This window comes from Serratia sp. 4542 (assembly GCF_016805595.1).
Lineage (GTDB): Bacteria > Pseudomonadota > Gammaproteobacteria > Enterobacterales > Enterobacteriaceae > Serratia > Serratia nevei.
In genome coordinates, this window is record NZ_RXKV01000010.1 from 995,903 (window position 1) to 1,016,621 (window position 20,719).

Below are 20,719 nucleotides of genomic sequence, written 5' to 3' on the forward strand. Positions count from 1 at the left end.
GCGGCGGTCATTTAATATTTATGTAAGTAAATAAAGTGTTGCGGGCGTGTTGAGGGCCGCCGCAGCGGCCCTTGCGGATCAGAACATGGTATTGTCGTTGGCCGATTTTTCCGGCACATCCTGATTGACGTCCCAATGCTCGGTGATTTTCCCCTGATCGTTCACCCGATAAATATCCACGCTGGCGGTGCCGCGATCCTGCGGGTTATTTTGGTATTTGACGTGAACATAGACCAGATCGCCGTTGACCGCGCTGCGGTATATTTTGGCGCTGTACTGCGGATTGTCCTTAAAGGTCTGGCTGAAGAAATCCAGGAACGGCTTGATGCCGTCGCCGACGAACGGGTTATGCTGCTTGTAGTTTTCCACAATCAGCCTCTGCGCCACGCCGATGTCGTGGCGGTTGAAGAAGCCCGCGTACAGATCTTCCACCACCTTCAGCTTCTGCTGGGCATGATGATAACCGCCTTTGCCGGTCGATTTGTAAGACGCCGCCTGATCCGTTGACAGCGCCGGGTAACTCGCCAGCAAGCCGCCGACGATCGCACAGGTGATCAATGCCTTTTTCATAACTGCTCCTTATTTTCCTGAGTGACCTACGATTTTCAGCTGCCCTTTCAGATGGGTGAAGCTGCCGTCCTTGGCGGCGATGTTGGTGTACACCTCGCCGCGCTCAAAGTCCTCGATATGCGTCACGTTGTCGCCGGACTGCGGTTCGTGCCAATAGACCATATAGACCTTCGGCCGAATCTCCACCGCAGTGTATTGCACGGTATCGGTGATGCCCTGCGACGCCTCGCCGATGCCGGTGAAGGTCATGGTCTTGTCATCGGTAAAATCCAGCTTGAAGGCGAAATCGCCGAAGGTCACCTGCACCACTTTACCGACCGCAATGAACTGCCCGTGTTTTTCCGTCATCGTTGCCGCCTTACTGTTAGTCAGGGAGGGTTGCGCCGCCGTAGCGGCGGGCAATGCCAGGGGGAAAGTCAGGGCTATCGCCAGCGCGATGCCCGTTCGCTTCACTGTTTTCATCGTTCCTTCTCCTTTCCGTGGTTGAAAACGAGAATCATTATTATTTCTTAAGGGTTGGCGGAAATATAAGAATAATCTCTATTCCCATCAGGCACCTGGCGGCAAAAAAAGACGGGGGAAAATCGCCGTAAAATGGCATGGCAATAGCGCGTTCTGGCCATTGGTTTTTACGCAATGAACGGAATTTCTGCTTACAGGAAGGGAAACCACTCGGGGATTTGATGGGTCTATAGCGCAGACCGCTTTAAGCTAATGCGTATTTGTTCTTAAGCCGCTCACCGCCGGCAGGCGGCGGCGAACGGCGTGGCGTTTACCGCAGCCAGGGCGTATAGGTGACACCGACCAGCAACCCTTCCGGGCTGAGCAAACGGGTAACGCTCTGCCCCCACGGCTCTTCGCGGTTGGCGACCAACAGCCGATAACCGCGATCGACCAGCCCCTGGGTGGCGGCCGCCATGTCGGCCACGTCGAACTCGATCCACGCCTGCGGCACCGCGAGATCCGCCGGCCAGCGATCGTCGCCAAAGCAGGACTGCGCCGCCTGCGCCAGCGGCCACAGGGCGAAATGCTTCACCCCGTCCAGCGCGCCCTGCTCCGACAGCAGATAGGTTTCGTTGCCCGGCATCGGCTTGAGCGGCAGCCCCAGCGCCTCGACATAAAACGCCTTGCTCTCGTCGCTCTCACGCGTGATGGGCCCGAATCCGGCGACAAACAACACGCCCAGCCCGGCAAACTGTTGATCCATGCTGCACTCCCTTTCGGTTAGCGCCCCAGCCGCACCTGCAGCGGAGCAAATCCATAGGCCGCCTTGAAGCGGTTGCTGAAATGGCTGGCGGAGCTGAAGCCGCACGCCAGCGCGATCTCGGTGATCGGCTGTTGGCTGTGCCGCAGCAGCCGTTCCGCGCGTTGCAGCCGTGCGCGCATCACAAACTGGTGCGGCGCCAGCCCGGTGGCGTGCTTGAACATGCGGGCGAAATGGTATTCGCTCAACCCGGCCTGCGCCGCCAGATCCGCCAACAGCAAAGGCCGTTCAAGGTGGTTTTCGATATATTCCCGCACCCGCCTGGCCACCGCAGGCGCCAGGCCGCCGCGCGCCTGCGGCAGCTTCCACTGCAGCTGGCTGTAACGTTGGATCAGGTGTGACATCAGCAGGTTCGACGCGCTGCTGAGCGCCAGCAGATTGGCGCTGTCCCGCCAGTCGCAGTTGAGCAAAAACTGGCGGTACAGCAGCGTGATCTGCGGATCTTCGCCGAAGCTGCGCGGCTCCACGTTGATCGCCGCCGGGCTGCGATCCCAGGTCTGCTCCGCCAGCTGCCGCAGATGCCCATCGGTGCAATACAGGTGCACGAACGACAAATCGCTGCGCACATCCCAGGTGGAGGCGTATTGGCGCGGCATGATGCAGAACCGATCCGGCCCGCCGCCGTTGCGCCAGCCGCCCGGCACCTGCTGGTAGCACTCATAGCCGTCGGCGACGTACAGGCTCAGGGTATGGTGGTCGGCGCTTTCCTGCGTGACGCGATCGTTGCAGTTGGACCAGGCGGCCAGCTCCACGCCGGTGCCCAGCAGCACGCTGCCGTGCAGCCGCGCCTTGTGCTCACGCAGTGTTTCAAACGCCTGATAGTTGGACATCGCCGGCCCCGTTGTTCGACATGCCGACAGTGTAAAGAGTGGCGCCGCCGCATACCAGCCGCCGCCCCGCGCTTTTGGCAAAAAAAGCGCAAGAATATGCAACTGAGCGCAAAGCGCTGCAAGCGCCGCCGCGCGCCAAAGCGGATACTGCGCCATCGGTTTTTTCGGAGTAACAAATAGAATGAATGCGCTGTTGTACCTCGCCGTGGTGCTGATTTGGGGCACCACCTGGATTGCGATCACCCTGCAACAGGAAGGGCCGGTGGCCATTCCCGTCTCGATCGCTTACCGCTTCGCCATTTCCGCCGCGGTGATGTTCGCCGTGCTGCTGCTAACGCGCCGCCTGCGCCGCCTCGCTCCGCGCGATCATCTGTTCTGCGTGCTGCAGGGCTGCTGCGTGTTCGGCTTCAACTTCTTCTGCTTCTACCATGCGGCGGCCTACATCAGCAGCGGGCTGGAATCGGTGATCTTCTCGATGGCGGTACTGTTCAACGCCCTCAACAGCCTGCTGTTTTTCCGCCAGCGCCCCAGCCCCAACCTGCTGCCGGCGGCGCTGCTGGGGTTGACCGGCATCGTGGCGCTGTTTTGGCAAGATCTGGCCGCCACCCGCATGGCGCCGGAGCTGCTCAAAGGCATCGGCCTGAGCGCGCTCGGCACCTACGGCTTCTCGCTGGGCAACATGATCAGCACGCGCCATCAGCGCCGCGGGCTGGATATCTTTTCCACCAACACCTACGCCATGACCTACGGCGCGCTGTTGATGGCGCTGATCGCCTTGGCGCAGGGCGCCTCGTTCCAGATGGAACACAGCAGCCGCTATATCGGCTCCCTGCTGTACCTGGCGATTTTCGGATCGGTGATCGCCTTCGCCGCTTACTTCAGCCTGCTCGGCCGCATCGGCGCCGGCGCGGCGGCCTACAGCACCCTGCTGTTCCCGCTGGTGGCGCTGACCATCTCAACGATCTACGAAGGCTATCAGTGGCACTTCAACGCCGTGCTGGGCCTGTGCCTGATCCTGCTGGGCAACCTGGTGATGTTCGCCAAGCCGGGGCTGAAATGGCGACGGGCGGGTATCTCAAAACAAAACTCAACCCTTTGAAGCCATTGGCGAATATCGTTATCATCAGGTTTTGTTGATAACGGATGATGGCAAATGCTCAGAAGTGATGATGTGACACCCCGCGCCTACAAACAGGTGGACGTGTTTACCCGTACGCCGCTGCAGGGCAACCCCGTGGCGGTGGTACTGGAGGCCGAGGGGCTGAGCAGCGCGCAGATGCTGGCATTGGCCCGTTGGACCAACCTTTCGGAAACCACCTTTGTGCTTAAACCGACGCACCCGGTGGCGGATTATAAGGTGCGCATTTTCACCACCGAAAAAGAGCTGCCCTTCGCCGGCCACCCAACGCTGGGCACCGCCCACGCCCTGCTGGAAGCCGGATTGACGCCCAAACGGCCTGGAACGGTGATGCAGGAATGCGGCGTCGGCCTGGTGGCGGTCAATATCCTGCCGGAAGGCACATTGGCGTTCGCCGCACCCGAAGTTGAGTTTCGCCCAATGGCGGCTGAGGAAACAGAACGGCTGATGGCCGCTTTACGGCCCGCGGTGATTGAAGGAGGCCCCCTGCCGGTGATTGCCGAGATGGGCATTCGCTGGTTGATGGTGCGCCTGCCGGACGCACAATCCTGCCTGGCGGTGACGCCGGATCAGGCCACGATTAAACGGTTGCAAACGGCTTGCGATGTGGATGGCGTGGTGATCTATGGCGCCTGCACCACGGCCGAACCGGCCGATTACGAAATACGCGCGTTTATGGTGGAATGCGGTGCCTTGATTGAAGATCCGGTGACCGGCAGCGCCAACGCCTGCCTGGCGCGCTTATTGAAGGCCAACCGCTTTCCCGACGGCGGCCAGACCGCACAGGGCTACCTGGTGCGCCAGGGCACCCAACTGAATCGAGATGGCCGCGTGAGCGTGCGTTTTATTGACGGCGAACCTTGGATCGGCGGGCACTGTCGCACCCTGATTAATGGGACATTGGGTATTTAGTTTGGGGGGATGTAGGATAAGGAAGGCCTTGGACATTTGGAGGGATGTTTGAGCCTATCGGGTCGCGATTCATGAATTGCTAAAAAAGCTTTCCTCTGCTAAGTTATGTTCTTTCCTGTATTGCACATCCCAGTCAAAGTAGCCATCAGGCTGTTTGGATTCTACGCCTTTCAGCCAATACTGTTCACCATAAGCTATCCGCATTGCCCAATGATATTCAATTTCATGACTCCTGAGACAGACAGCCGTATAACTTCTGATAGGCTTGCACACTAAGCTCGATGATAAAACCAATAACTCCGCGTCACTTTCAGACTTTTGCGCATATTTAACAATGATCGCTTTAAGCATTTCCACCCAAGTATAAAAATTGAAAACTACAGTTTCATTCGAGTCATTCTCATCTCGAAAAAGGATACCATCAACCAGACTAGATTTGTTAATCATTGGTAACCTCCATCAAATTAAAAACTCATTGATTATTAGGTTTAATACTAATAATGTCAATTAGAAAAACATCACTCATTTATTTCTCAGAAAAATATCATTGTCAGCGATACCGAAGTCAAGATAAAAACCCAACGTGGATTTTATATGCAGCCGACCGTTTAACCTTATAACATCAAAAAATGGGTTAGAGGTCGTAGAGTACATGAACCATTTCAATTTATTATACTTATCTGCTCTGACAATAAAACCATCACTCCCCATTTCGCCCTCCCCGCAAAATAAAACGTCACCATCAGGAAGCAATACCTTGTTGTTTATTTGAATTTCAGACCACAAATCATCACGTTTCTTAATGAGTGAGCTTAACGAAATAACACTCCCATATGAAATGCCATACTCCTTATTAAAAGTATTTTTGAAACCATCACTTTCTTCAGAATAAATATTTATCTCTCTTGCTGTATTGCTTTTACTTGCAATGAGATCCACTCCAATTAACTGACCACGTTCCCATTTCTCTTGTATTTTCTTGATGTCCATTTTAATTCCCGCCAATTATTTTATCAATTTTTGACCGCCACAAAAACACCCACCTATTTTCCAATACCACAGAGTAGTTTTCAATTAAATAATAGTCATTTTCATCATTATGGGATGTAAAACACTGATCAACACCATTGACAATCCATGATAGCAAATTTAAAACATCCTTATCACATTCGTTTTCTTTTAAAAACGCCTCTGAATTATTTATTAAGTCACTTAACAGCTTTTCATCAAAGAACGACCTCTCAAAAAGCGAGTAGCAAAAAGTCCCTTCAATCAAGTCATTTTTGTTATTCATAACATCAAGCTTTAATTCCTTGCTCACATTGAACTCCTAATCATTCCATGGTTTTTTCTATGAAATCAAAAAGCCAAAAAAACTCTTTGGCTCTAAATACAGTGAATTTTCATTGTCACCATCTTTATACCTGGCGATGAACACTGAGAACGGTTCTTCACTATAATTCACTGCAATTATTTTAACTTCCCGTTCAGTTTTAAAAGCTTGTGAATAGATTGACATCATGGAAAATTGATCATCCACATCTACTTCAAACCACGGAGAGATGTTTTCAACTAAATGTGAATAAACAATCCCATCATTACCGATGTAAACCTCAAAAATAGCCTCACCAGATATAAAGTAAACCCTGTCATACATCGGGTGAAAAACCGGCGGTATATCCGAATCTATGTAGCCAGTGACAACTATATCACTGACCCCAAATTTAATCACATGCTCACTAAACTTACTCACATACTCCATAAGCTATCGCCAGAATGAAAAATCAGATACGAAAATTTCGTTTATTATCACCCCAGCAGGAATATAGTTTATCGCATCGGCGATCTCATCATATGGAGGTGGGAGGATAAACGAAACACCAAAGTCATCATTAATAATGATTGAACCATTGTATATTTTCTGTGATTTCGCCAGCTTGATTATATCTATTATTTTCATTCCTGGGAATATGATTCCATTGTAGCCCCCTTGATAATGAGCATTACATCCAAGTGACAAAATGACACCATCTTTATCAGTTACGACGGTCAAGGTATTGTCGACTGTATATGACTTTCGCTCACTCCCGTCAGGTAGGAAGTAGTTTTTAATCTTAACGCTAAATCTGGAGTGCATTTCATTAATATATAATGAAATATTTTCATTTATAACGACATTCCCTATAGAAACACCAGACACAATCCTAGCGTTAAAATCAATCATGTTAGATACCGTAATATTAAATGATTTATCAATGTGTACGGATGGATATTTCAAAACTATCAAACCTGCTCGTTTCGATACTTTTAATTCTAGATATTCAGAACCGACTGAGAATTGTCGGCTCTAACAACATCACTTGTTTTAATCATTAAAAACTAGAGTGTTTCTCTCAAGATTGTGATCTTTTATATAGCTATTCTCCCATTCAAAATAATCATCCGGTGCTGTACGAGGAAAACCCTTCTCAAAATATCTATCACCATGTGACATTACCATACCCCAATAATATTCATCCTCATGACCTAACATACAGGCCTCCATGAAATTCTTGGGTGGTGTTGTAAACATAGGTGTATTGTTAATTATGTAACTTGCTTCCTCTTCACTTTTTCTTCCATAAAAAACAATTACTCCATAAATAATATGGACCCAAGAATAAAAATTCATAATGACACTTTCATTTTTATTGGATTCATTCACAAACACCAATCCATCTTTTAGTTCATTTCTTTCAATCATGTTACTTACATCCTGATTTGTATTTATTGAATGTTGTTGCTGCTTTATCACTATATATTGCAAATTGGGAACCACCAGCCCTAGGTTTACCTCCCCTCCTGAAATCCTTTAAATTCAATAACATAGGGCCACTCACGGCATCATATGAATGTGCAAGAGTTCCTGCTCTAGCCTTCGTGACAAACTCAGCCCACTCTGCATTTGCTGAACCAAACGTTTTAATATTAAGTTTGGCTAATTCTGAATTTGGCACATCAAATTGAGTTATAGACATATTTCGGTCGGTTCTCATCTGAGCCCACCTTTCCGCTTGAGCTCTATCAGTCGTAACATAGAATCCACCTTTGCCTGCTGGATCAAAGTCTTTTAGTCCGTTTCCGTAAGAAGGGTCTATTGCTCCTTTAATATCACCAGCATGATAGAATGTCGTTACATCCTCATTTGTCAACCCCAACGGATCCACCCACATCAGCGGGTTCGGCGCATACTGATACAGGTTCAACCCGCCGCGCAGCCCTATCGGATCCTGCGTGGTGAAACGCCCCACCTCGGGTTCGTAGTAGCGGAACAGGTTGTAGTGCAGGCCGCTTTCGTCGTCCTGATATTGCCCGGCGTAGCGCAGCGGCTGCTGGTATTGCGCACCCTGTCGCTTCGCCGCGCCGGCCACCGTCTGGCCCTGCAGCTTGCCGAAGGTGTCGTATTGCCCGGACCAGCACAGGTTGCCCGCCGCGTCGGTCACCTCCAGCGGCGCGCTGTTCAGATCGGTGTGATACCAGTAAATATCTGCCGAGCGGCTGTCGCCCGCCTGCTCCAGCGCCGCCAGCGGGCTCCACGGGCTGGCCGGATCGTAGCTCCAGCTGCGGCGGCTGCCGTCGTCGCGCTGCTCCTGCAGCAGCCGGTAGCCCTGCCACAGGAAACGGGTCGTCTGTTCGGTTTTGCCCTTGTAGCGCACCGCCTTGCGGCTGCGGCGGCCCAGCGCGTCGTAATGGTACTGCGCCTCGAACTCGCCCTGCGGGCCGCGGCCGTGCGCCTGCACCAGCCGATTGTCGGCGTCGTAGCGGTAGTGCTGTTCGTAAAGGCCGTTGCGCCGGCTGATCAGGTTGCCCCAGGCGTCGTAACGATAAAACAGTTTTTGCCAGTGCGTCAGCCGGTTATCGGCGATCGGCGCCAGCGGCAGATGCGCGTCGATGTCGCTCTGCGGGCTGCGCTCGCCCAGCAGGTTATCCGCCAGATCGTACACCAGCCGCGCGCCCGGTTTGCCCTGATTAGGTTCGCGGTGTTGCAGCAGGCGGCCTTCGGCGTCGTAACCGTAGTGCACTTCGCCGCGCAGCGCGTCGCTCACCCCGGCCAGCTCGCCGCGGCCGGTGTAGCGATAAGCGCGCCACAGCACGCCGTCTTCCGGCCGGGTCAGTTTGTCGTGGCCAAAGGCGCTGCTCTGCCAGCTGCGGCGGCCCATGGCGTCGTAACGCCGCTGCTGCTGCAGCGCGCCCTGGCTGCGGCCGGTTTCCCGGTGCAGGCGATCGCGGGTGAACTCGCTCACCACCTGCTGGTTGAATTTAATGGCGCTGGCGTGGCCGGAGCCGTAATACAGCCACTGCAGGCGATCGCCCTGCGGCAGCGTCAGCGCCTGCAGATTAGCCAGTGCATCCCACTGGTATTGCAGCTCGCCGTTCACGCCCTGCTCGCCGAGCAGCCGCCCGGCGGCGTCATAGCGCATCTGCACGCTGTCCGGCTCGATGCCCAGCGCCGCGCCGCTCGCCGTCGGCAGGCGGTTCAGCTCGCGCAGCCGTCCCATGGCGTCGAAGCGGTAATGCCATTCCGCGCTGGCGTTGCCGCGCCAGACCAGCTGCCCGGCCTCGTCGAAGCGGAAGCGCTGTTCGCGCTGCGTCAGCTCGCCCGTGCTGCCCGGCAGGCCAACCTCGCGGTGCTCCTCCAGCAGCCCGGCCGCGCCGTAGCGATAATAGTGGCGGGTGTCGTCCGGGCGCTCTTCGGCCAGCACGCGGCCCACCGCATCGTAGCTGAAGCGGTAGTCGCCGCCGTTACCGTTCTCCAGCCGCGTCAGCCAGCCCTGCGGGCTGTAGTGATAGCGCCGGGTGCGGTTGATGCGGTCGGTGATGCTGACCGGCAGCCCCAGGGCGTTGTACTGCCAGCGGGTCAGGCTGCCCAGCGCGTCCTGATGTTCGGCCAGCTGGCCGTGCGCATTCCAGTTAAAGCGCTCTTCGCCGCCGTCCGGGTGGATCAGGGTGTGCAGGCGCCCGCCGTTATCCCATAGGTAGCGCGTCTGGTGGCCTTCGGCATCGGTCTGCGCCGTCAGTTGCCCCAGCGCATCGTAGGTATAAGCCGTGACGCTGCCGGAACAGTCGGTGTAGCGCGTCAGCTGGCCGCGGGCGTCCCACTCCAGCTTCACTTCCCCGCCCAGCGCGTCGATCACACTAGCCGGCAGGCTCTCTTCGTCATCCGGATAGCGGTACAGCGTGGTATTGCCCAGGGCATCGACATAACGCGTCGGGCGCCCCAGCGTGTCCCAGTGCTGCGCTTCGCTGCTGCCGTCCGGGTACGCGACGGCGAACAGCCGGCCGCTGTTGCGCGAATATTGATAGCGCGTCACGCGGCCGAGCGGATCGGTCTCCGACAGCAGGCGGCCATAAGAGTCCCATTCGCTCTGGCGCTGCGCGCCGCCGGGCAGCAGCACGCTGCACAGCTCGCCGCGTTGGTAGATAAAACCGTAGCGGCGCTGGTCGAAATCGGTGTACTGCGCCACGTTGTCGTCGTCATCCAGCCGCCACTCCGCGCGCTTGCCGTCGCCGCGCACCGCGCTGCGGCGCCCGCCGGCGAAGTCATAGCCGAACTCAAGGGATTCCCCGGCGCTGTTGCGGTAGGCCGTCACGCGCGGCACGCCGTCGATCTCTTGCCATTGGTATTCGTTCAGCAGCCCGGCGGCGTCCTGGTGGCTGATCATCAGGCCGTCGCGCCAGCCGAAGCGGCGCGTTACCTCACCGGCGCGGTTGCTCACCGTCGTCAGTTGGCCCTGCTCATCGTAGCCGTAGCGCGCCAGCGTCCGTTCGCCTTCGGCGGTTTGCAGCGCCACTTCGCGCAGGCGGCCCTGCGCATAGCGGCACATCAGGCGCTGCCCGGCGCTGTCCACCAGTTCGCTCAGCAGCCCCTCGTCGTCGTAAAACAACGAGGTGGCGTTGCCGATGGCGTCGGTGATCATGCTGAGCCGGCTCGGCTGGTCGCCCGCCAGCGGCGGGTAGTGGAAAATCTGTTCGCCGACGTCAAACAGCTGCCAACTGCCGTCGTCGTTGTGCATCAGCCAGCATTTTTCGGCTTCGCAGTAGGTTTTGTGGCCGCGCGGCACCATAGGGAAAGCGACGAAGTCGCCGGAAGGGGCGCGCCACACCAGGCCGTCCTGATACGGCTGCAGGCTGCTCTCCCAGAACAGGTTCCAGCCGCGGCCCAGTACGCTGTCGCCGGGGTTGCCGCTGCGCCAATAGCGCTGCCAGGCGACCGGCAGGCGCGATGGCAGCACGAAATCGAGATCGTCTTCGCCGTCGAGGAATTTCTGGCCGCTGACGATATCCACCGGCCGGGCGATAATGCCGACGGCGGCGGTGGCGGTCATCAGGGTGCCGGCGCGGCAGGCGATGCGCGCCAGTTTGTTGATGCCGGGCAGCTTGCCCAGCAGTTTGCCGAGCGCCCCCAGCTTGCCGGCGGCGCCGCCCACGCCACCCACCAGGCCGGCGAACAGCAGCGTCAGATCAGAGACCTTGTACAGCCAATCCGGCACTTCGGGCTTGATCGGCAAAGTGGTGACGGTACCGCCGCCGATAAACACGTTGGGCGAGCCTTCCATCACCTGCGCGTCGCAGTTGGTTTTGTCCCCCACGCGCGAGGCGGGCTGGCCGTTGATGCTGACCTTGTCGGAACCCTGCGCCATCTGCATGCTCGGGCCGTCGTCGCTGCAGGCCACCTGGCTGTTGGTGGCGAGCACGGCGGGTTTGCCGTTGATGAAGACGTTGGGGGAGCCGGTGACGATATTGCCTTTGGGGGTCAGGCTACCGGCACCGGCGTCGGCAATGCCGTCGCGCGCCGCGGTGGCCGCCTCCCCGGTGAGATACCCCACCGCCAGGCTGGCGCCGATGAGCAACACGCCAACGCCAATACAGGAAGCCGCCAGGCCGGCGACGAACAGCGCACCCGCCGCCACCGCGCCTGCGGCGGCGATCAGGCCGCCGACAAGGGTGCCGGCAATCATGCCGGCCAGGGCATGGGAATGCCCGATGGTATCGCCGACGCGGGCCGCTTCGGTCATCGTAAGGTCCTTTTACGTGAAGGGTTCATCGTTATGCCGCCCGGTAGCTGCTCAGCACCTGCAACAGCAGCGCATCGTCTTGCGGCGTCAGCTTGCGCGCCATCGCCAGGGTGAACACCAGCACCCGGCCCTCCGCCAGCGCGAACACCGCCTGGTTTTGCCAGATGCGCTTGCCGTCGCGCAGGTAGCTGGCGCGCACCCATTCACCGGCGGTTAATCCATCGCCCAGCGTCGCCGGCTCGCGGCTTTTGAACGCCCAGCCTTTCAGCCCCTGCGCCAGCGCATCGAGCTGGCGGGTGACGTAGCCTTCCAGGTTTTCCGCCGGCTGCAGCGCATCGCGGGAAATATTGATTGAGGGGGAAACATCATCGCCGGCCAACAGCACGTTGACGGTGCGATCAGCATAGCCTTCCGGCAAAGCGACGCTGCCTTCGCTGAAAGCGCAGCGGGATAAAGCGGACATGCGAGGATCCTTTTGCATAAATAATGCTTAAGCATCGCATAACTTAGCCTTGAAATAAAACCATCAGGCACCGCCAATGTTGCGCGGCGTGACCGCGTTCACTGTGTGCAAGGCCGTGGCCGGAACCTTGCCCGGGATCGGGCCGTAACATTACAGAATTATCTGAAACCATCGGCGCGCCGACGCCCTGATTATGGCTATACTCGGCTATCGTCCGTTTTTCAGGAGATCAGGATGCTGAGATTCACCCGTAGCGCGCTGCTGTGCGCCACGCTGGCCGCGTTCCCCGCCGCCGCCGAAACGCCGAAGTTCGGCCCGGAGCTGCAGGGTTTTCACTACCCTTATCCGTTGCAGCAGTTCAGTTTCACCTCGCAGGGGCAGGCGTTAAAAATGGGCTATATGGACGTGCCGCCGGAAGGCGCCGCCAACGGCCGCACCGCGCTGTTGCTGCACGGTAAAAACTTCTGCGCCGCCACCTGGCAGGACACCATCAAGGCGCTGAGCAAGGCCGGCTACCGCGTCATCGCGCCGGATCAAATCGGCTTTTGCTCCTCCACCAAACCTGCGCATTACCAGTACAGCTTCCAGCAGCTGGCGCAAAACACCCACGGCCTGCTGCAGAACCTGAAAATAAGCCGGGCCATCGTCATCGGCCACTCCACCGGCGGCATGCTGGCCACGCGCTACAGCCTGATGTATCCGCAGGCAGTGGAGCAACTAGTCATGGTCAACCCGATCGGCCTCGAGGACTGGAAGGCGAAAGGCGTGCCGTGGCGCAGCGTCGATCAATGGTTCGAGCGCGAGCTGAACACCTCCGCCGAGGGCATCCGCAACTATGAGCAGCGCACCTACTACGGCGGCAACTGGAAGCCGGAGTACGATCGCTGGGTGGATATGCTGGCCGGGCTGAACAACGGGCCGGGCCATCGCCTGGTGGCGTGGAACTCGGCGCTGATCTACGACATGATCTTCACCCAGCCGGTGTATTACGAGTTCAAGGATCTGCAAACGCCCACCACCTTGATGATCGGCACCGCCGACACCACCGCCATCGGCAGCGATATCGCCGCGCCGGCGGTCAAGGCCAGGATCGGCCACTACGCGGAGCTGGGCAAACAGGCGGCGAAACTGATCCCGCACGCCACGCTGATCGAGTTCGCCGGGCTGGGCCATGCGCCGCAAATGGAAGAACCGGAGCGTTTCCATCAGGCACTGCTCAAGGCGCTGCAGCCCTGAGCGGCCGGTTGGCGTAGCCGCCGCGCGGCGGCTAAACTTTCAGCTGGCACTCAACGGCAGGAGACAGCCATGCGACAGATTATTGCCAGCGCCTTCGTCAGCCTCGACGGCGTGATGCAGGCGCCGGGCGGGCAGGACGAAGATCGCAGCGGCGGCTTTCAATTCGGCGGCTGGACAGCCCCCTACTGGGATGACGCCATTGCGGAAACGATGGGCGATCTTTTCTCCGCGCCGTTCGATTTGCTGCTGGGGCGGCGCACCTACGACATTTTCGCCGGCTACTGGCCGCAGATCACCGACGAGGCCGATCCGTTTTCCGCCGATATCGCCCGCTCGTTCAATCAGGCCACCAAGTACGTCGCCACCCACCACGGCGAGACGCTGGCGTGGCAGAACAGCCAGTGGCTGGGGCGGGACATCATCGCCCGGCTGCGCGAGCTGAAGCGCACCCAGGGGCCGGTGCTGCTGGTGCAGGGCAGCAGCACGCTGATGAAGCAGCTGCTGGCCAACGATCTGGTGGACGAACTGCGCCTGCTCACCTACCCGGTGCTGCTCGGCGGCGGCAAGCGGCTGTTCGATGACAACGCGGCGCCGGCGGCCTTTACGCTGGCCCAATCGGTGGTCTCGCCCGGCGGCGTGATCGTGGCCCACTACCGCCGCGCCGGCGCGGTGGCGACCGGCTCCTTCGTGGCGGAAAGCGCGGCGGCGGCCCAGGCGTAAAAAAAGGGCCGTTCGGCCCTTTTCTCTTTTCCTTCCTCACCCTCAGGCAAACAGAATATCGCTCTGCTCCACCTGCCCGACCACATGGATCTTGAAGTCGGCGGCGTAGCTGTTGCTGTGGGTGTTCATCAGCAGATCGGTGGTGCCGTTGAAGGCGTCGAAGTTGAGCTGGATCTCGCCTTTCTGGCCGCTGAAGGCGCTGCCGCTGTCGATAAAGCGCAGCTCGCTCAGACTGTTGTTGAAGCGCAGGCCGGAGAGATCGATCTTGTCGATGCCGTGCTCGAAGTCTTCAATCACGTCGAACGCCGCCACCGTGGACTCTTTGGCATTGAGATAGACGAAATAGTCGGTGAAGTTGTTGGCGTCTTTGCCGCCCCACAGATGATCCGCCCCCAGGCCGCCGTACAGGATGTCCGAACCGGCGTTGCCCGCCAGCAGGTTGTCCTGATCGTTGCCGATGATCACATCGCGCCCGCTGCCGCCGATGGCGTTCTCGATGATCGCCCCGCGCGCGATGGCGACGTTCTGCGTGCCGCCGCCGACGCTGGAGAACGCGCCGTCGTTCAGGTTGATCATCTGCTGCTGGCTGTAGCCGGAGAAGTCCAGCGTGTCGTTACCGCCGGCGTCCCACACCGCGAAGTTGACCGGTTTGCCGTTGTCCGCCGTGGCGGTCAGGAAATCGCGCCCGGTGTTGGAGTTGAAGCCGTACACCGTATCGCCGGTGCGGGTGCTCATGTTGGCGCCGTACAATTTTTGGATCGCAGCGATGTCATCCACCATCGGGCCATAGCCATACACCCCTTTGGTGTCGGCGCCGGTGTAACCGGCGTTGAAATAGCTCATGATCGAGTATTGCAACGAATCCTGATAGTAAGCGGCATCGTTCTGGTAGCTCGGGTTGCCCAACGAGGCGTCATAAGATCCCGGGTGCGCCAGCCCCAGGGCATGCCCCAGCTCGTGGGTGAAGGTCTGGCTGCTGAAGTCACCGCTAACCGGCGCCTGATGGGTGGCGAAGTTTTTGTTGAACCACACCGTGCCGGCAAAGGCGTTATCGCTGCCCGGCTTGGAGCTCGGCGGGTAATAGGCGTACGCGTTAATGGCATTCGGGCCGCTGCCGGCGGCGGTGCTGCCGTCGGCGCGCTGGGTGAAGTACGCGAAGGTGATGTCCGCGCGGTGGTTGATATCGATGGACGCCGCCTCGGTAAAGGTCACATTCGCCACGTCGGCCCAGGCCTGCATCGATTTCAGCGCCTGTGTCTGCGCCGCCTGAGTCAGCGGTTGCAGCCCCTTGTCACCGTCACCGGTCTGGCCGATGCGGTTCAGCGCGCTCTGCGTCAGGAAGGAATAGGTCAGCGCCACCGGCTGGTGATAGACCTGATCGCCGTTGTGCGTCAGGCCCGGCCGCGTCAGCTGATCGGCGGCGTGATCGAAGCTGAAGTTATCGCGGATTTTACCCAGGTTGTTGATGGCGGCTCCGCCGCGCTGGTTGCTGTACAGGTTGGCGTTGTCCAGCGTAAACAGCGCGCCGTAGCCTAACCCATCATAGAGGCTGCCGGGCTGGTGATAGTAAAATTGATAGTTATGATCGTTGGGGGATGTGGCGGACAGGCTGGTGAACTCATCGTCATCTTGCAAAATATCGTTGTGGCGACTGCTCATTGCATTCTCCTTTTACACAGTAGGAATCCACTCGCTTTGTAAGACTATTCATCAGTCGTTCTAATCTAAGCCAAGGCTTAGGATTGACCAGTATAGTAATTAACCCCGACGGCGCGACCCGACGCCGCCGTGCATCATCGCGCCGGGCGTTAAGACGGAAATAATCATAACGATTTGTATTAGCGCAGTATTAATGAGAAAGATAAGCGTATCGGCGGGCTAATGACTCGTCTTTATGGGCATGTTATCGCCGGTTAGATCAGAATTATCGAGGATTAAAAAACCTAATCCTTGCCTCATCATCCCGCAGGGAACGTGCTAAGGTGTGAACGGACAGCCGAAAGGAGTGACCCGATGCCAACCCATTTCCTTATGCGCGCCTTGCGCCGCGCCAGCCTGACAGGAGTCGTTATGAGCGTATTGTGCAGCAGTGCCCTGGGCAGTTCACTGCCGTTGCTGGAACCCGCCGCGCTGAAGGGCGACTGGCAGCTCGCCGCCATCGGAGACGGTAAAACCGTCTGCGAGGTGCAGCTGAGCGACGAGGTGGTGGCCAACACCAACGCCTTCCGCTTCAGCGCCTCCGCCCAGTGCCTGCAACCGCTGGCGCTGCAAACGTTGCCGGTCGCCTGGCGGCCGACGCCGGACGGCATGACGCTGACCGACGCCGAAGGCAGCATGGTGGCGTTTCTGGCCCTGACCGCGCCAAAGCGCTATGAGCTGATCGATCGCGGCGGCCCTTCACGCTTTGTGCTGATCCCGCGCTAATTCCTCAGGCGAACAGCAGCCCGAGCAGCGCGCCGCCCGCCAGCACCCACAGCGGATGGAGGCGCTTGCTCATGCTCAGCCCCGTCGCCAGTGCCACGATCGCCGCCAGCCGCCAGCTGGGCGCGGAAGCCTCGGCGATCAAGATGCCGCTGGCCGCCACCAACCCCACCGTCAGCGGCACCAATCCGGCCTGCACGATGCGGCGCCACGGGCGATCCTTAAAGCGCCGCCAGGCGCCCATCACCAGCAGCGTGACGATGGAAGATGGCCCGAACTTGGCGACCGAAGAAACCAGCAGCCCCGCCCAGCCGGCTACATGCCAACCGACCAGCGGCACGATCATCATGTTCGGCCCCGGCGCGGCCTGCGCCATGGCGAACAGCGCGCTAAACTCCTGGGCGCTCATCCATTGATGCACCTCCACCACCTGCCGCTGCATTTCCGGCAAAATGGTCATGCCGCCGCCAAACGCCAGCAGAGAGAGCTCGGTGAAGATCAGCGCCAACGCAATCAGAACCCCGCTCATGACGGCCACCGCCACATCAGCAGAATGCTCAGCGGCGCCAGCACCAGCATGGTCGGCAGCAGCGGCAGGCGCAGCCAGGCGATGGCGATCAAGGCCAGCGCGACGATCGCCAGCGCCGGCCATTTACCGCGCAGCGGCAGCAGCATCTTGATCCCGGTCGAGAGCAGCAGCCCGGCCGCGGCGGCGGCCAGCCCGGCGAACACATGCTGCACATGCGGATCGTTTTGGAAGCGGGCGTAGACCACGCCCAACCCCACCACGATCGCCGTCGGCGCGCTGATGAGGCCCAGCAAGGCGCACAGCGCGCCGCGCAGCCCGCGAAACTCCATGCCCACCGCCACCGACAGGTTGATCACGTTGCCGCCGGGCAGAAACTGGCACAGCCCGAGCAGCTCGGTAAACTGTTCGCCGCTCAGCCAGCGCCGGCGCTCCACCAGCATGCTGCGCGCCAGCGGCAGCACACCGCCGAAGCCGATCAGCCCCAGCCACAGAAAGCCCACAAACAGCTCCGCGTTGCCCGGCGCTGCCGCCGGGTGCGGTTTTAACGTATTGATATCTGACATGACATTGCCATTCCACATCGCTTGTTTTGATGTCTGGTATCATGCGCGCCGCCGTGCCATGATGTCTAATGCATTCCGGAACAACTAAAGATACCTTTGAGGTATGGCTATGATCGAACTGCGTCGCCTGCGGGCATTCGTCACCGTGGTGGAAGAAGGCAACATCACCCGCGCTGCCGAGCGGCTGTTTATCCAGCAGCCGCCGCTGACCCGCCTGCTGCAGGGGCTGGAAGATGAACTGGGCGTCACCTTGTTGCAGCGCCTGCCGCGCGGCGTGCGCGTCACCGAAGCCGGCGGCGTGCTGTTCGAAGAGGCCCGCGCCTTGCTGGCGCGCGCCGAACGCCTGCGCGAAGCGGTGCAGCGCGCCGCTCGCGGCGAGCAGGGGCACATCGCCATCGGCTTCACCAGCTCCGCCGCGCTGCACCCGTTCGTGCCCAACCTGCTGCGCCGCTACCGCGACATCCTGCCGGGCATCACCACCCAGCTGGAAGAAGCCGGCAGCGGCGAACTGATGGAGGCGTTGCTGGAACAGCGCCTCGACGCCGCCTTTGTGCGCTCGCCGGCCAGCGGCATTCCCGGCCTGAGCGTGGAGCCGGTGCTCAGCGAGCCGATGATCGTCGCCCTGCCGCTGGGCCACCGGCTGGCACAAGAAACGCAGCAGCCGCTGCCGCTGGCCGAACTGGCCCACGAGGCGTTTATTCTCTATCGCCGCCCGGCCGGCCAGGGGCTGTACGACGCCATCCTGGCCGCCTGCCACCGCGCCGGCTTCAGCCCGCGCATCGTGCAGGAAGCGCCGCGCCTGCCGGCCACCCTCAGCCTGGTCGGCGCCGGGCTAGGGCTGTCAGTGGTGCCCGGCTCAATGCGGCGGCTGGGCGGCGACGGCATCGTCTACCGCACCCTCGCCGAAGAGGCGCAGCTCAGCGCCCCGCTTTACCTGGCGCTGCGCCGCAGCCCGGCTTCGCCGATCGTCGAGCGGTTTCGTCAGCTGGTGCTGGAGACCGTGGGGGAGTCATAAAAAGCCCGAACGGCCAATAAAAAATGCCGTTCGTTTATTATTTATTTAAACCGGTCGGCGACTAAAATTAATTCCAATTAATGACTATTCAACTTCCGAGTAATTAATCAAACCCGCTCTCACTTAGTAACAAACGCAAACAAATAAGCGCCTACCCAATAAATTCCAGCCGCTAGGATTTAAGGGTCACAGCCTGTTCCCGCCGATGACAAAAAATCATTTCAATGGCGCTCGCGCCTTCCCTGTCGCCTGCCTCTGCAGGCGCACGGTTTTATATTGGAGAAAATGCTATGCTATCGCGTCGTGATATATTGAAAGTGTCCGCCGTCAGCGCGGCCGCCGCCGGCATGATCGGCGGCATCGCTAAAAATGCCGCTGCCGACGACCACCGCAATATCGTGCCTCCCAGCAGCTACCAGCCGCCTGCTAATGCGCAGCATCTCTATAAGTACAAATTCACCGACAGCAAGAAACGCAGCCTGCCCAGCGGCTGGGCGCGCGAGGCCACCGTCGAGCAGTTTCCAATCTCCGAAGGCGTGGCGGGCGTCGACATGACGCTGGAGCCGGGCGGCGTGCGCGAGCTGCACTGGCACGCCATCGCCGCCGAATGGGCGTTTATGCTGGAAGGCCATGCGCGCATCACCATCCTCGATCCCGAGGGCAAATGCGAAGTGGCGGATTTCGGGCCCGGCGACGTGTGGTATTTCCCGAAAGGCTACGGCCATTCCATTCAGGCGCTGGCGGACGGCGCGCATTTTATTCTGGCGTTCGATAACGGCCATTTCTCCGAATTCGGCACCTTCAGCATCACCGATTGGGTGGCGCATATGCCGAAAGAGGTATTGGAAAAAAGCGTCAACATGCCGGCGGCGGTATTTTCCAAGGCCAAACAGGGTGAGGCCTATATTGTTGGCGGCGCCGTTCCGCCCACCTTGCCATTACCGAAAAACGATGGCGGATTAAATAACGCCCCACTGACCCACCGCTATGAATTAATGAAGCAAAAGCCGTTCTTTGAAAATGACGCCGGCAGCGTGCATTTGGTGTCATCGAAAGAGTTTCCCATTTCCACCACCATGACCGGCATCATCGAGATCGTGAAACCCGGCGCGATCCGGGAATTGCACTGGCACCCCAATGCCAACGAATGGCAATACTATATTGCCGGTAAGGGCCGCATGACGGTGTTCAGCTCACATGGCCACGCGCAGACGGAAGAGTATGCCCCTTCGGACGTCGGTTACGTGCCGCAGGGCTTCGGCCATTACATCGAGAACATCGGCGATGAGGATTTGAAAGTGCTGATCGTGATGGACAACGGCATCTATCAGGATATTTCGTTGTCCGACTGGCTGGCGAAAACCCCGGCCTACCTGCTGGCGGATAACTTCAACAATCAGGCTGAGGACTGGCAGGATCGGCCGAAAGACAAACGGGTCATGTCACGGCGCAGCCGCTGACGCCACGGCGAGGGAGAAACTCCCTCGCCCTCCGTCACATCGGCCAAAGCGTCATATTTCATATTAAGAACAACACCTTGCTTTCAGTGAGTTAACCGAATTCCTTTTATAAAAAACAGATATTACAGTTGTTTGTTCAGATAGGAGCGTGTTATTTCATTGCCGCAATCCAACTCGCCAATCATTTGAAAACCCTGTTTCAGGTAGAAATTGGGCGCCTGAAAGCTAAACGTGTCCACGGAGACGCTGGCGCATCCCAACTGTCTGGCATGAGCCTCTGCAGCTTCCAGCAGACGGTGGCCTAAACGACGGCCGCGCTGCGCTTCATCAATCCAAAGATAATGGATGTAAAAAACGGCCCCGTAAGACTCTGCATAAAGTCCCGCGATTATTTTCTCATCGCCGTCTTTATAATAAACACCATACTCGTGAGCATTTAACCCCATGAACTTTGAATTAAATCTATCGAGCTGGCCCTCCAGAAAGGAGCGTGCATCATTGTCATAATGCAACGTTAAATTTTCATTTTCCACAACGTGTTCC

General features: G+C 58.4%; 23 protein-coding genes. 7 read left to right on the top strand and 16 right to left on the bottom strand.

From position 1 onward, the window contains the following. Positions 1-78 precede the first annotated feature (78 nt). The 4 genes from EKL15_RS16930 to EKL15_RS16945 all read right to left on the bottom strand — a co-directional run bounded on the left by EKL15_RS16930 (position 79) and on the right by EKL15_RS16945 (position 2,664). Positions 79-570 carry a nuclear transport factor 2 family protein gene (locus EKL15_RS16930; RefSeq protein WP_060419002.1) on the bottom strand — a complete coding sequence of 164 codons (492 nt, stop codon included), beginning with the start codon at positions 568-570 and terminating at the stop codon, positions 79-81. Between the two features lie 9 nt (positions 571-579). Further along, positions 580-1,032, bottom strand: coding sequence for a MoaF N-terminal domain-containing protein (locus EKL15_RS16935; protein ID WP_204275775.1), 453 nt, complete (start codon positions 1,030-1,032; stop codon positions 580-582). Positions 1,033-1,342: 310 nt separating this feature from the next. After that, a complete protein-coding gene (locus tag EKL15_RS16940) occupies positions 1,343-1,777 on the bottom strand; it encodes a glyoxalase (RefSeq protein ID WP_084827828.1) in 435 nt (144 codons plus the stop codon). Positions 1,778-1,794: 17 nt separating this feature from the next. Continuing rightward, a complete protein-coding gene (locus tag EKL15_RS16945) occupies positions 1,795-2,664 on the bottom strand; it encodes a helix-turn-helix domain-containing protein (RefSeq protein WP_089185950.1) in 870 nt (289 codons plus the stop codon). A gap of 181 nt (positions 2,665-2,845) precedes the next feature. Between EKL15_RS16945 and EKL15_RS16950 the strand changes: the two genes are divergently transcribed. Continuing rightward, complete coding sequence (locus EKL15_RS16950; protein ID WP_049199489.1) at positions 2,846-3,763, top strand: DMT family transporter; 918 nt, start codon at positions 2,846-2,848, stop codon at positions 3,761-3,763. 54 nt (positions 3,764-3,817) lie between these two features. Then, the gene (locus tag EKL15_RS16955; RefSeq protein ID WP_084827830.1) at positions 3,818-4,714 is read left to right on the top strand and encodes a PhzF family phenazine biosynthesis protein; all 897 of its coding nucleotides are present in this window, start codon (positions 3,818-3,820) and stop codon (positions 4,712-4,714) included. 69 nt (positions 4,715-4,783) lie between these two features. Here EKL15_RS16955 and EKL15_RS16960 read toward each other — a convergent pair whose 3' ends face one another. From EKL15_RS16960 to EKL15_RS16995, 8 genes are all read right to left on the bottom strand, one after another. Next, positions 4,784-5,161, bottom strand: coding sequence for a hypothetical protein (locus EKL15_RS16960; RefSeq protein ID WP_203090011.1), 378 nt, complete (start codon positions 5,159-5,161; stop codon positions 4,784-4,786). Positions 5,162-5,236: 75 nt separating this feature from the next. Then, entirely contained in the window at positions 5,237-5,704 is a 468-nt protein-coding gene (locus EKL15_RS16965) for a hypothetical protein (RefSeq protein WP_203090012.1), read from the bottom strand. Position 5,705: 1 nt separating this feature from the next. After that, on the bottom strand, positions 5,706-6,035 hold the full coding sequence (locus EKL15_RS16970; protein ID WP_203090015.1) for a hypothetical protein: 330 nt from the start codon (positions 6,033-6,035) through the stop codon (positions 5,706-5,708). 30 nt (positions 6,036-6,065) lie between these two features. Further along, positions 6,066-6,476 carry a hypothetical protein gene (locus tag EKL15_RS16975; protein WP_203090018.1) on the bottom strand — a complete coding sequence of 137 codons (411 nt, stop codon included), beginning with the start codon at positions 6,474-6,476 and terminating at the stop codon, positions 6,066-6,068. 3 nt (positions 6,477-6,479) lie between these two features. Beyond that, positions 6,480-6,938: a hypothetical protein gene (locus EKL15_RS16980; protein WP_203090035.1), complete on the bottom strand. Its 459-nt coding sequence runs from the start codon at positions 6,936-6,938 to the stop codon at positions 6,480-6,482. A 141-nt stretch (positions 6,939-7,079) separates the two neighbouring features. Beyond that, entirely contained in the window at positions 7,080-7,457 is a 378-nt protein-coding gene (locus EKL15_RS16985) for a hypothetical protein (RefSeq protein ID WP_203090038.1), read from the bottom strand. 1 nt (position 7,458) lies between these two features. Further along, positions 7,459-11,769: an RHS repeat-associated core domain-containing protein gene (locus EKL15_RS16990; RefSeq protein ID WP_238423711.1), complete on the bottom strand. Its 4,311-nt coding sequence runs from the start codon at positions 11,767-11,769 to the stop codon at positions 7,459-7,461. A gap of 31 nt (positions 11,770-11,800) precedes the next feature. Further along, on the bottom strand, positions 11,801-12,232 hold the full coding sequence (locus EKL15_RS16995; protein ID WP_033634486.1) for a DcrB-related protein: 432 nt from the start codon (positions 12,230-12,232) through the stop codon (positions 11,801-11,803). A 234-nt stretch (positions 12,233-12,466) separates the two neighbouring features. On the opposite strand from EKL15_RS16995, the gene EKL15_RS17000 reads away from it, so the two are divergent. Together EKL15_RS17000 and EKL15_RS17005 are read left to right on the top strand one after the other, a co-directional pair. Continuing rightward, the gene (locus tag EKL15_RS17000; RefSeq protein ID WP_187322378.1) at positions 12,467-13,468 is read left to right on the top strand and encodes an alpha/beta fold hydrolase; all 1,002 of its coding nucleotides are present in this window, start codon (positions 12,467-12,469) and stop codon (positions 13,466-13,468) included. 69 nt (positions 13,469-13,537) lie between these two features. Continuing rightward, the gene (locus EKL15_RS17005) at positions 13,538-14,188 is read left to right on the top strand and encodes a dihydrofolate reductase family protein (RefSeq protein WP_203090041.1); all 651 of its coding nucleotides are present in this window, start codon (positions 13,538-13,540) and stop codon (positions 14,186-14,188) included. Positions 14,189-14,230: 42 nt separating this feature from the next. Here the strand turns inward: EKL15_RS17005 and EKL15_RS17010 are convergent, their stop codons facing one another. Further along, entirely contained in the window at positions 14,231-15,847 is a 1,617-nt protein-coding gene (locus EKL15_RS17010) for a serralysin family metalloprotease (protein WP_203090044.1), read from the bottom strand. A gap of 411 nt (positions 15,848-16,258) precedes the next feature. Between EKL15_RS17010 and EKL15_RS17015 the strand changes: the two genes are divergently transcribed. After that, the gene (locus EKL15_RS17015) at positions 16,259-16,612 is read left to right on the top strand and encodes an AprI/Inh family metalloprotease inhibitor (protein WP_060439993.1); all 354 of its coding nucleotides are present in this window, start codon (positions 16,259-16,261) and stop codon (positions 16,610-16,612) included. 4 nt (positions 16,613-16,616) lie between these two features. Here the strand turns inward: EKL15_RS17015 and EKL15_RS17020 are convergent, their stop codons facing one another. Both EKL15_RS17020 and EKL15_RS17025 read right to left on the bottom strand, forming a co-directional pair. Further along, positions 16,617-17,138 (bottom strand): chromate transporter, encoded by a 522-nt coding sequence (locus EKL15_RS17020; protein WP_033634482.1) that lies wholly within the window; start codon positions 17,136-17,138, stop codon positions 16,617-16,619. Next, positions 17,135-17,701 (bottom strand): chromate transporter, encoded by a 567-nt coding sequence (locus EKL15_RS17025; RefSeq protein ID WP_033634481.1) that lies wholly within the window; start codon positions 17,699-17,701, stop codon positions 17,135-17,137. The genes EKL15_RS17020 and EKL15_RS17025 overlap by 4 nt, the downstream gene beginning before the upstream one ends. A 103-nt stretch (positions 17,702-17,804) precedes the next feature. Here EKL15_RS17025 and EKL15_RS17030 point away from each other — a divergent pair, with 103 nt between their 5' ends. Together EKL15_RS17030 and EKL15_RS17035 are read left to right on the top strand one after the other, a co-directional pair. Beyond that, positions 17,805-18,716: a LysR family transcriptional regulator gene (locus EKL15_RS17030; RefSeq protein WP_060439994.1), complete on the top strand. Its 912-nt coding sequence runs from the start codon at positions 17,805-17,807 to the stop codon at positions 18,714-18,716. A 290-nt stretch (positions 18,717-19,006) separates the two neighbouring features. After that, positions 19,007-20,176, top strand: a complete 1,170-nt coding sequence (locus EKL15_RS17035; RefSeq protein WP_100395833.1) for a cupin domain-containing protein — start codon at positions 19,007-19,009, stop codon at positions 20,174-20,176. A gap of 122 nt (positions 20,177-20,298) precedes the next feature. Here the strand turns inward: EKL15_RS17035 and EKL15_RS17040 are convergent, their stop codons facing one another. Then, a complete protein-coding gene (locus EKL15_RS17040; RefSeq protein WP_145957296.1) occupies positions 20,299-20,709 on the bottom strand; it encodes a GNAT family N-acetyltransferase in 411 nt (136 codons plus the stop codon). Positions 20,710-20,719: the final 10 nt, after the last annotated feature.

Excerpts from the sequence above, each read along its gene's own strand:
- EKL15_RS16930 (WP_060419002.1), bottom strand. The coding sequence starts at position 570 with ATGAAAAAGGCATTGATCACCTGTGCGATCGTCGGCGGCTTGCTGGCG.
- EKL15_RS16935 (WP_204275775.1), bottom strand. The coding sequence starts at position 1,032 with ATGAAAACAGTGAAGCGAACGGGCATCGCGCTGGCGATAGCCCTGACT.
- EKL15_RS16940 (WP_084827828.1), bottom strand. The coding sequence starts at position 1,777 with ATGGATCAACAGTTTGCCGGGCTGGGCGTGTTGTTTGTCGCCGGATTC.
- EKL15_RS16945 (WP_089185950.1), bottom strand. The coding sequence starts at position 2,664 with ATGTCCAACTATCAGGCGTTTGAAACACTGCGTGAGCACAAGGCGCGG.
- EKL15_RS16950 (WP_049199489.1), top strand. The coding sequence starts at position 2,846 with ATGAATGCGCTGTTGTACCTCGCCGTGGTGCTGATTTGGGGCACCACC.
- EKL15_RS16955 (WP_084827830.1), top strand. The coding sequence starts at position 3,818 with ATGCTCAGAAGTGATGATGTGACACCCCGCGCCTACAAACAGGTGGAC.
- EKL15_RS16960 (WP_203090011.1), bottom strand. The coding sequence starts at position 5,161 with ATGATTAACAAATCTAGTCTGGTTGATGGTATCCTTTTTCGAGATGAG.
- EKL15_RS16965 (WP_203090012.1), bottom strand. The coding sequence starts at position 5,704 with ATGGACATCAAGAAAATACAAGAGAAATGGGAACGTGGTCAGTTAATT.
- EKL15_RS16975 (WP_203090018.1), bottom strand. The coding sequence starts at position 6,476 with ATGGAGTATGTGAGTAAGTTTAGTGAGCATGTGATTAAATTTGGGGTC.
- EKL15_RS16980 (WP_203090035.1), bottom strand. The coding sequence starts at position 6,938 with ATGATTGATTTTAACGCTAGGATTGTGTCTGGTGTTTCTATAGGGAAT.
- EKL15_RS16985 (WP_203090038.1), bottom strand. The coding sequence starts at position 7,457 with ATGATTGAAAGAAATGAACTAAAAGATGGATTGGTGTTTGTGAATGAA.
- EKL15_RS16990 (WP_238423711.1), bottom strand. The coding sequence starts at position 11,769 with ATGACCGAAGCGGCCCGCGTCGGCGATACCATCGGGCATTCCCATGCC.
- EKL15_RS16995 (WP_033634486.1), bottom strand. The coding sequence starts at position 12,232 with ATGTCCGCTTTATCCCGCTGCGCTTTCAGCGAAGGCAGCGTCGCTTTG.
- EKL15_RS17000 (WP_187322378.1), top strand. The coding sequence starts at position 12,467 with ATGCTGAGATTCACCCGTAGCGCGCTGCTGTGCGCCACGCTGGCCGCG.
- EKL15_RS17005 (WP_203090041.1), top strand. The coding sequence starts at position 13,538 with ATGCGACAGATTATTGCCAGCGCCTTCGTCAGCCTCGACGGCGTGATG.
- EKL15_RS17010 (WP_203090044.1), bottom strand. The coding sequence starts at position 15,847 with ATGAGCAGTCGCCACAACGATATTTTGCAAGATGACGATGAGTTCACC.
- EKL15_RS17015 (WP_060439993.1), top strand. The coding sequence starts at position 16,259 with ATGAGCGTATTGTGCAGCAGTGCCCTGGGCAGTTCACTGCCGTTGCTG.
- EKL15_RS17020 (WP_033634482.1), bottom strand. The coding sequence starts at position 17,138 with ATGAGCGGGGTTCTGATTGCGTTGGCGCTGATCTTCACCGAGCTCTCT.
- EKL15_RS17025 (WP_033634481.1), bottom strand. The coding sequence starts at position 17,701 with ATGTCAGATATCAATACGTTAAAACCGCACCCGGCGGCAGCGCCGGGC.
- EKL15_RS17030 (WP_060439994.1), top strand. The coding sequence starts at position 17,805 with ATGGCTATGATCGAACTGCGTCGCCTGCGGGCATTCGTCACCGTGGTG.
- EKL15_RS17035 (WP_100395833.1), top strand. The coding sequence starts at position 19,007 with ATGCTATCGCGTCGTGATATATTGAAAGTGTCCGCCGTCAGCGCGGCC.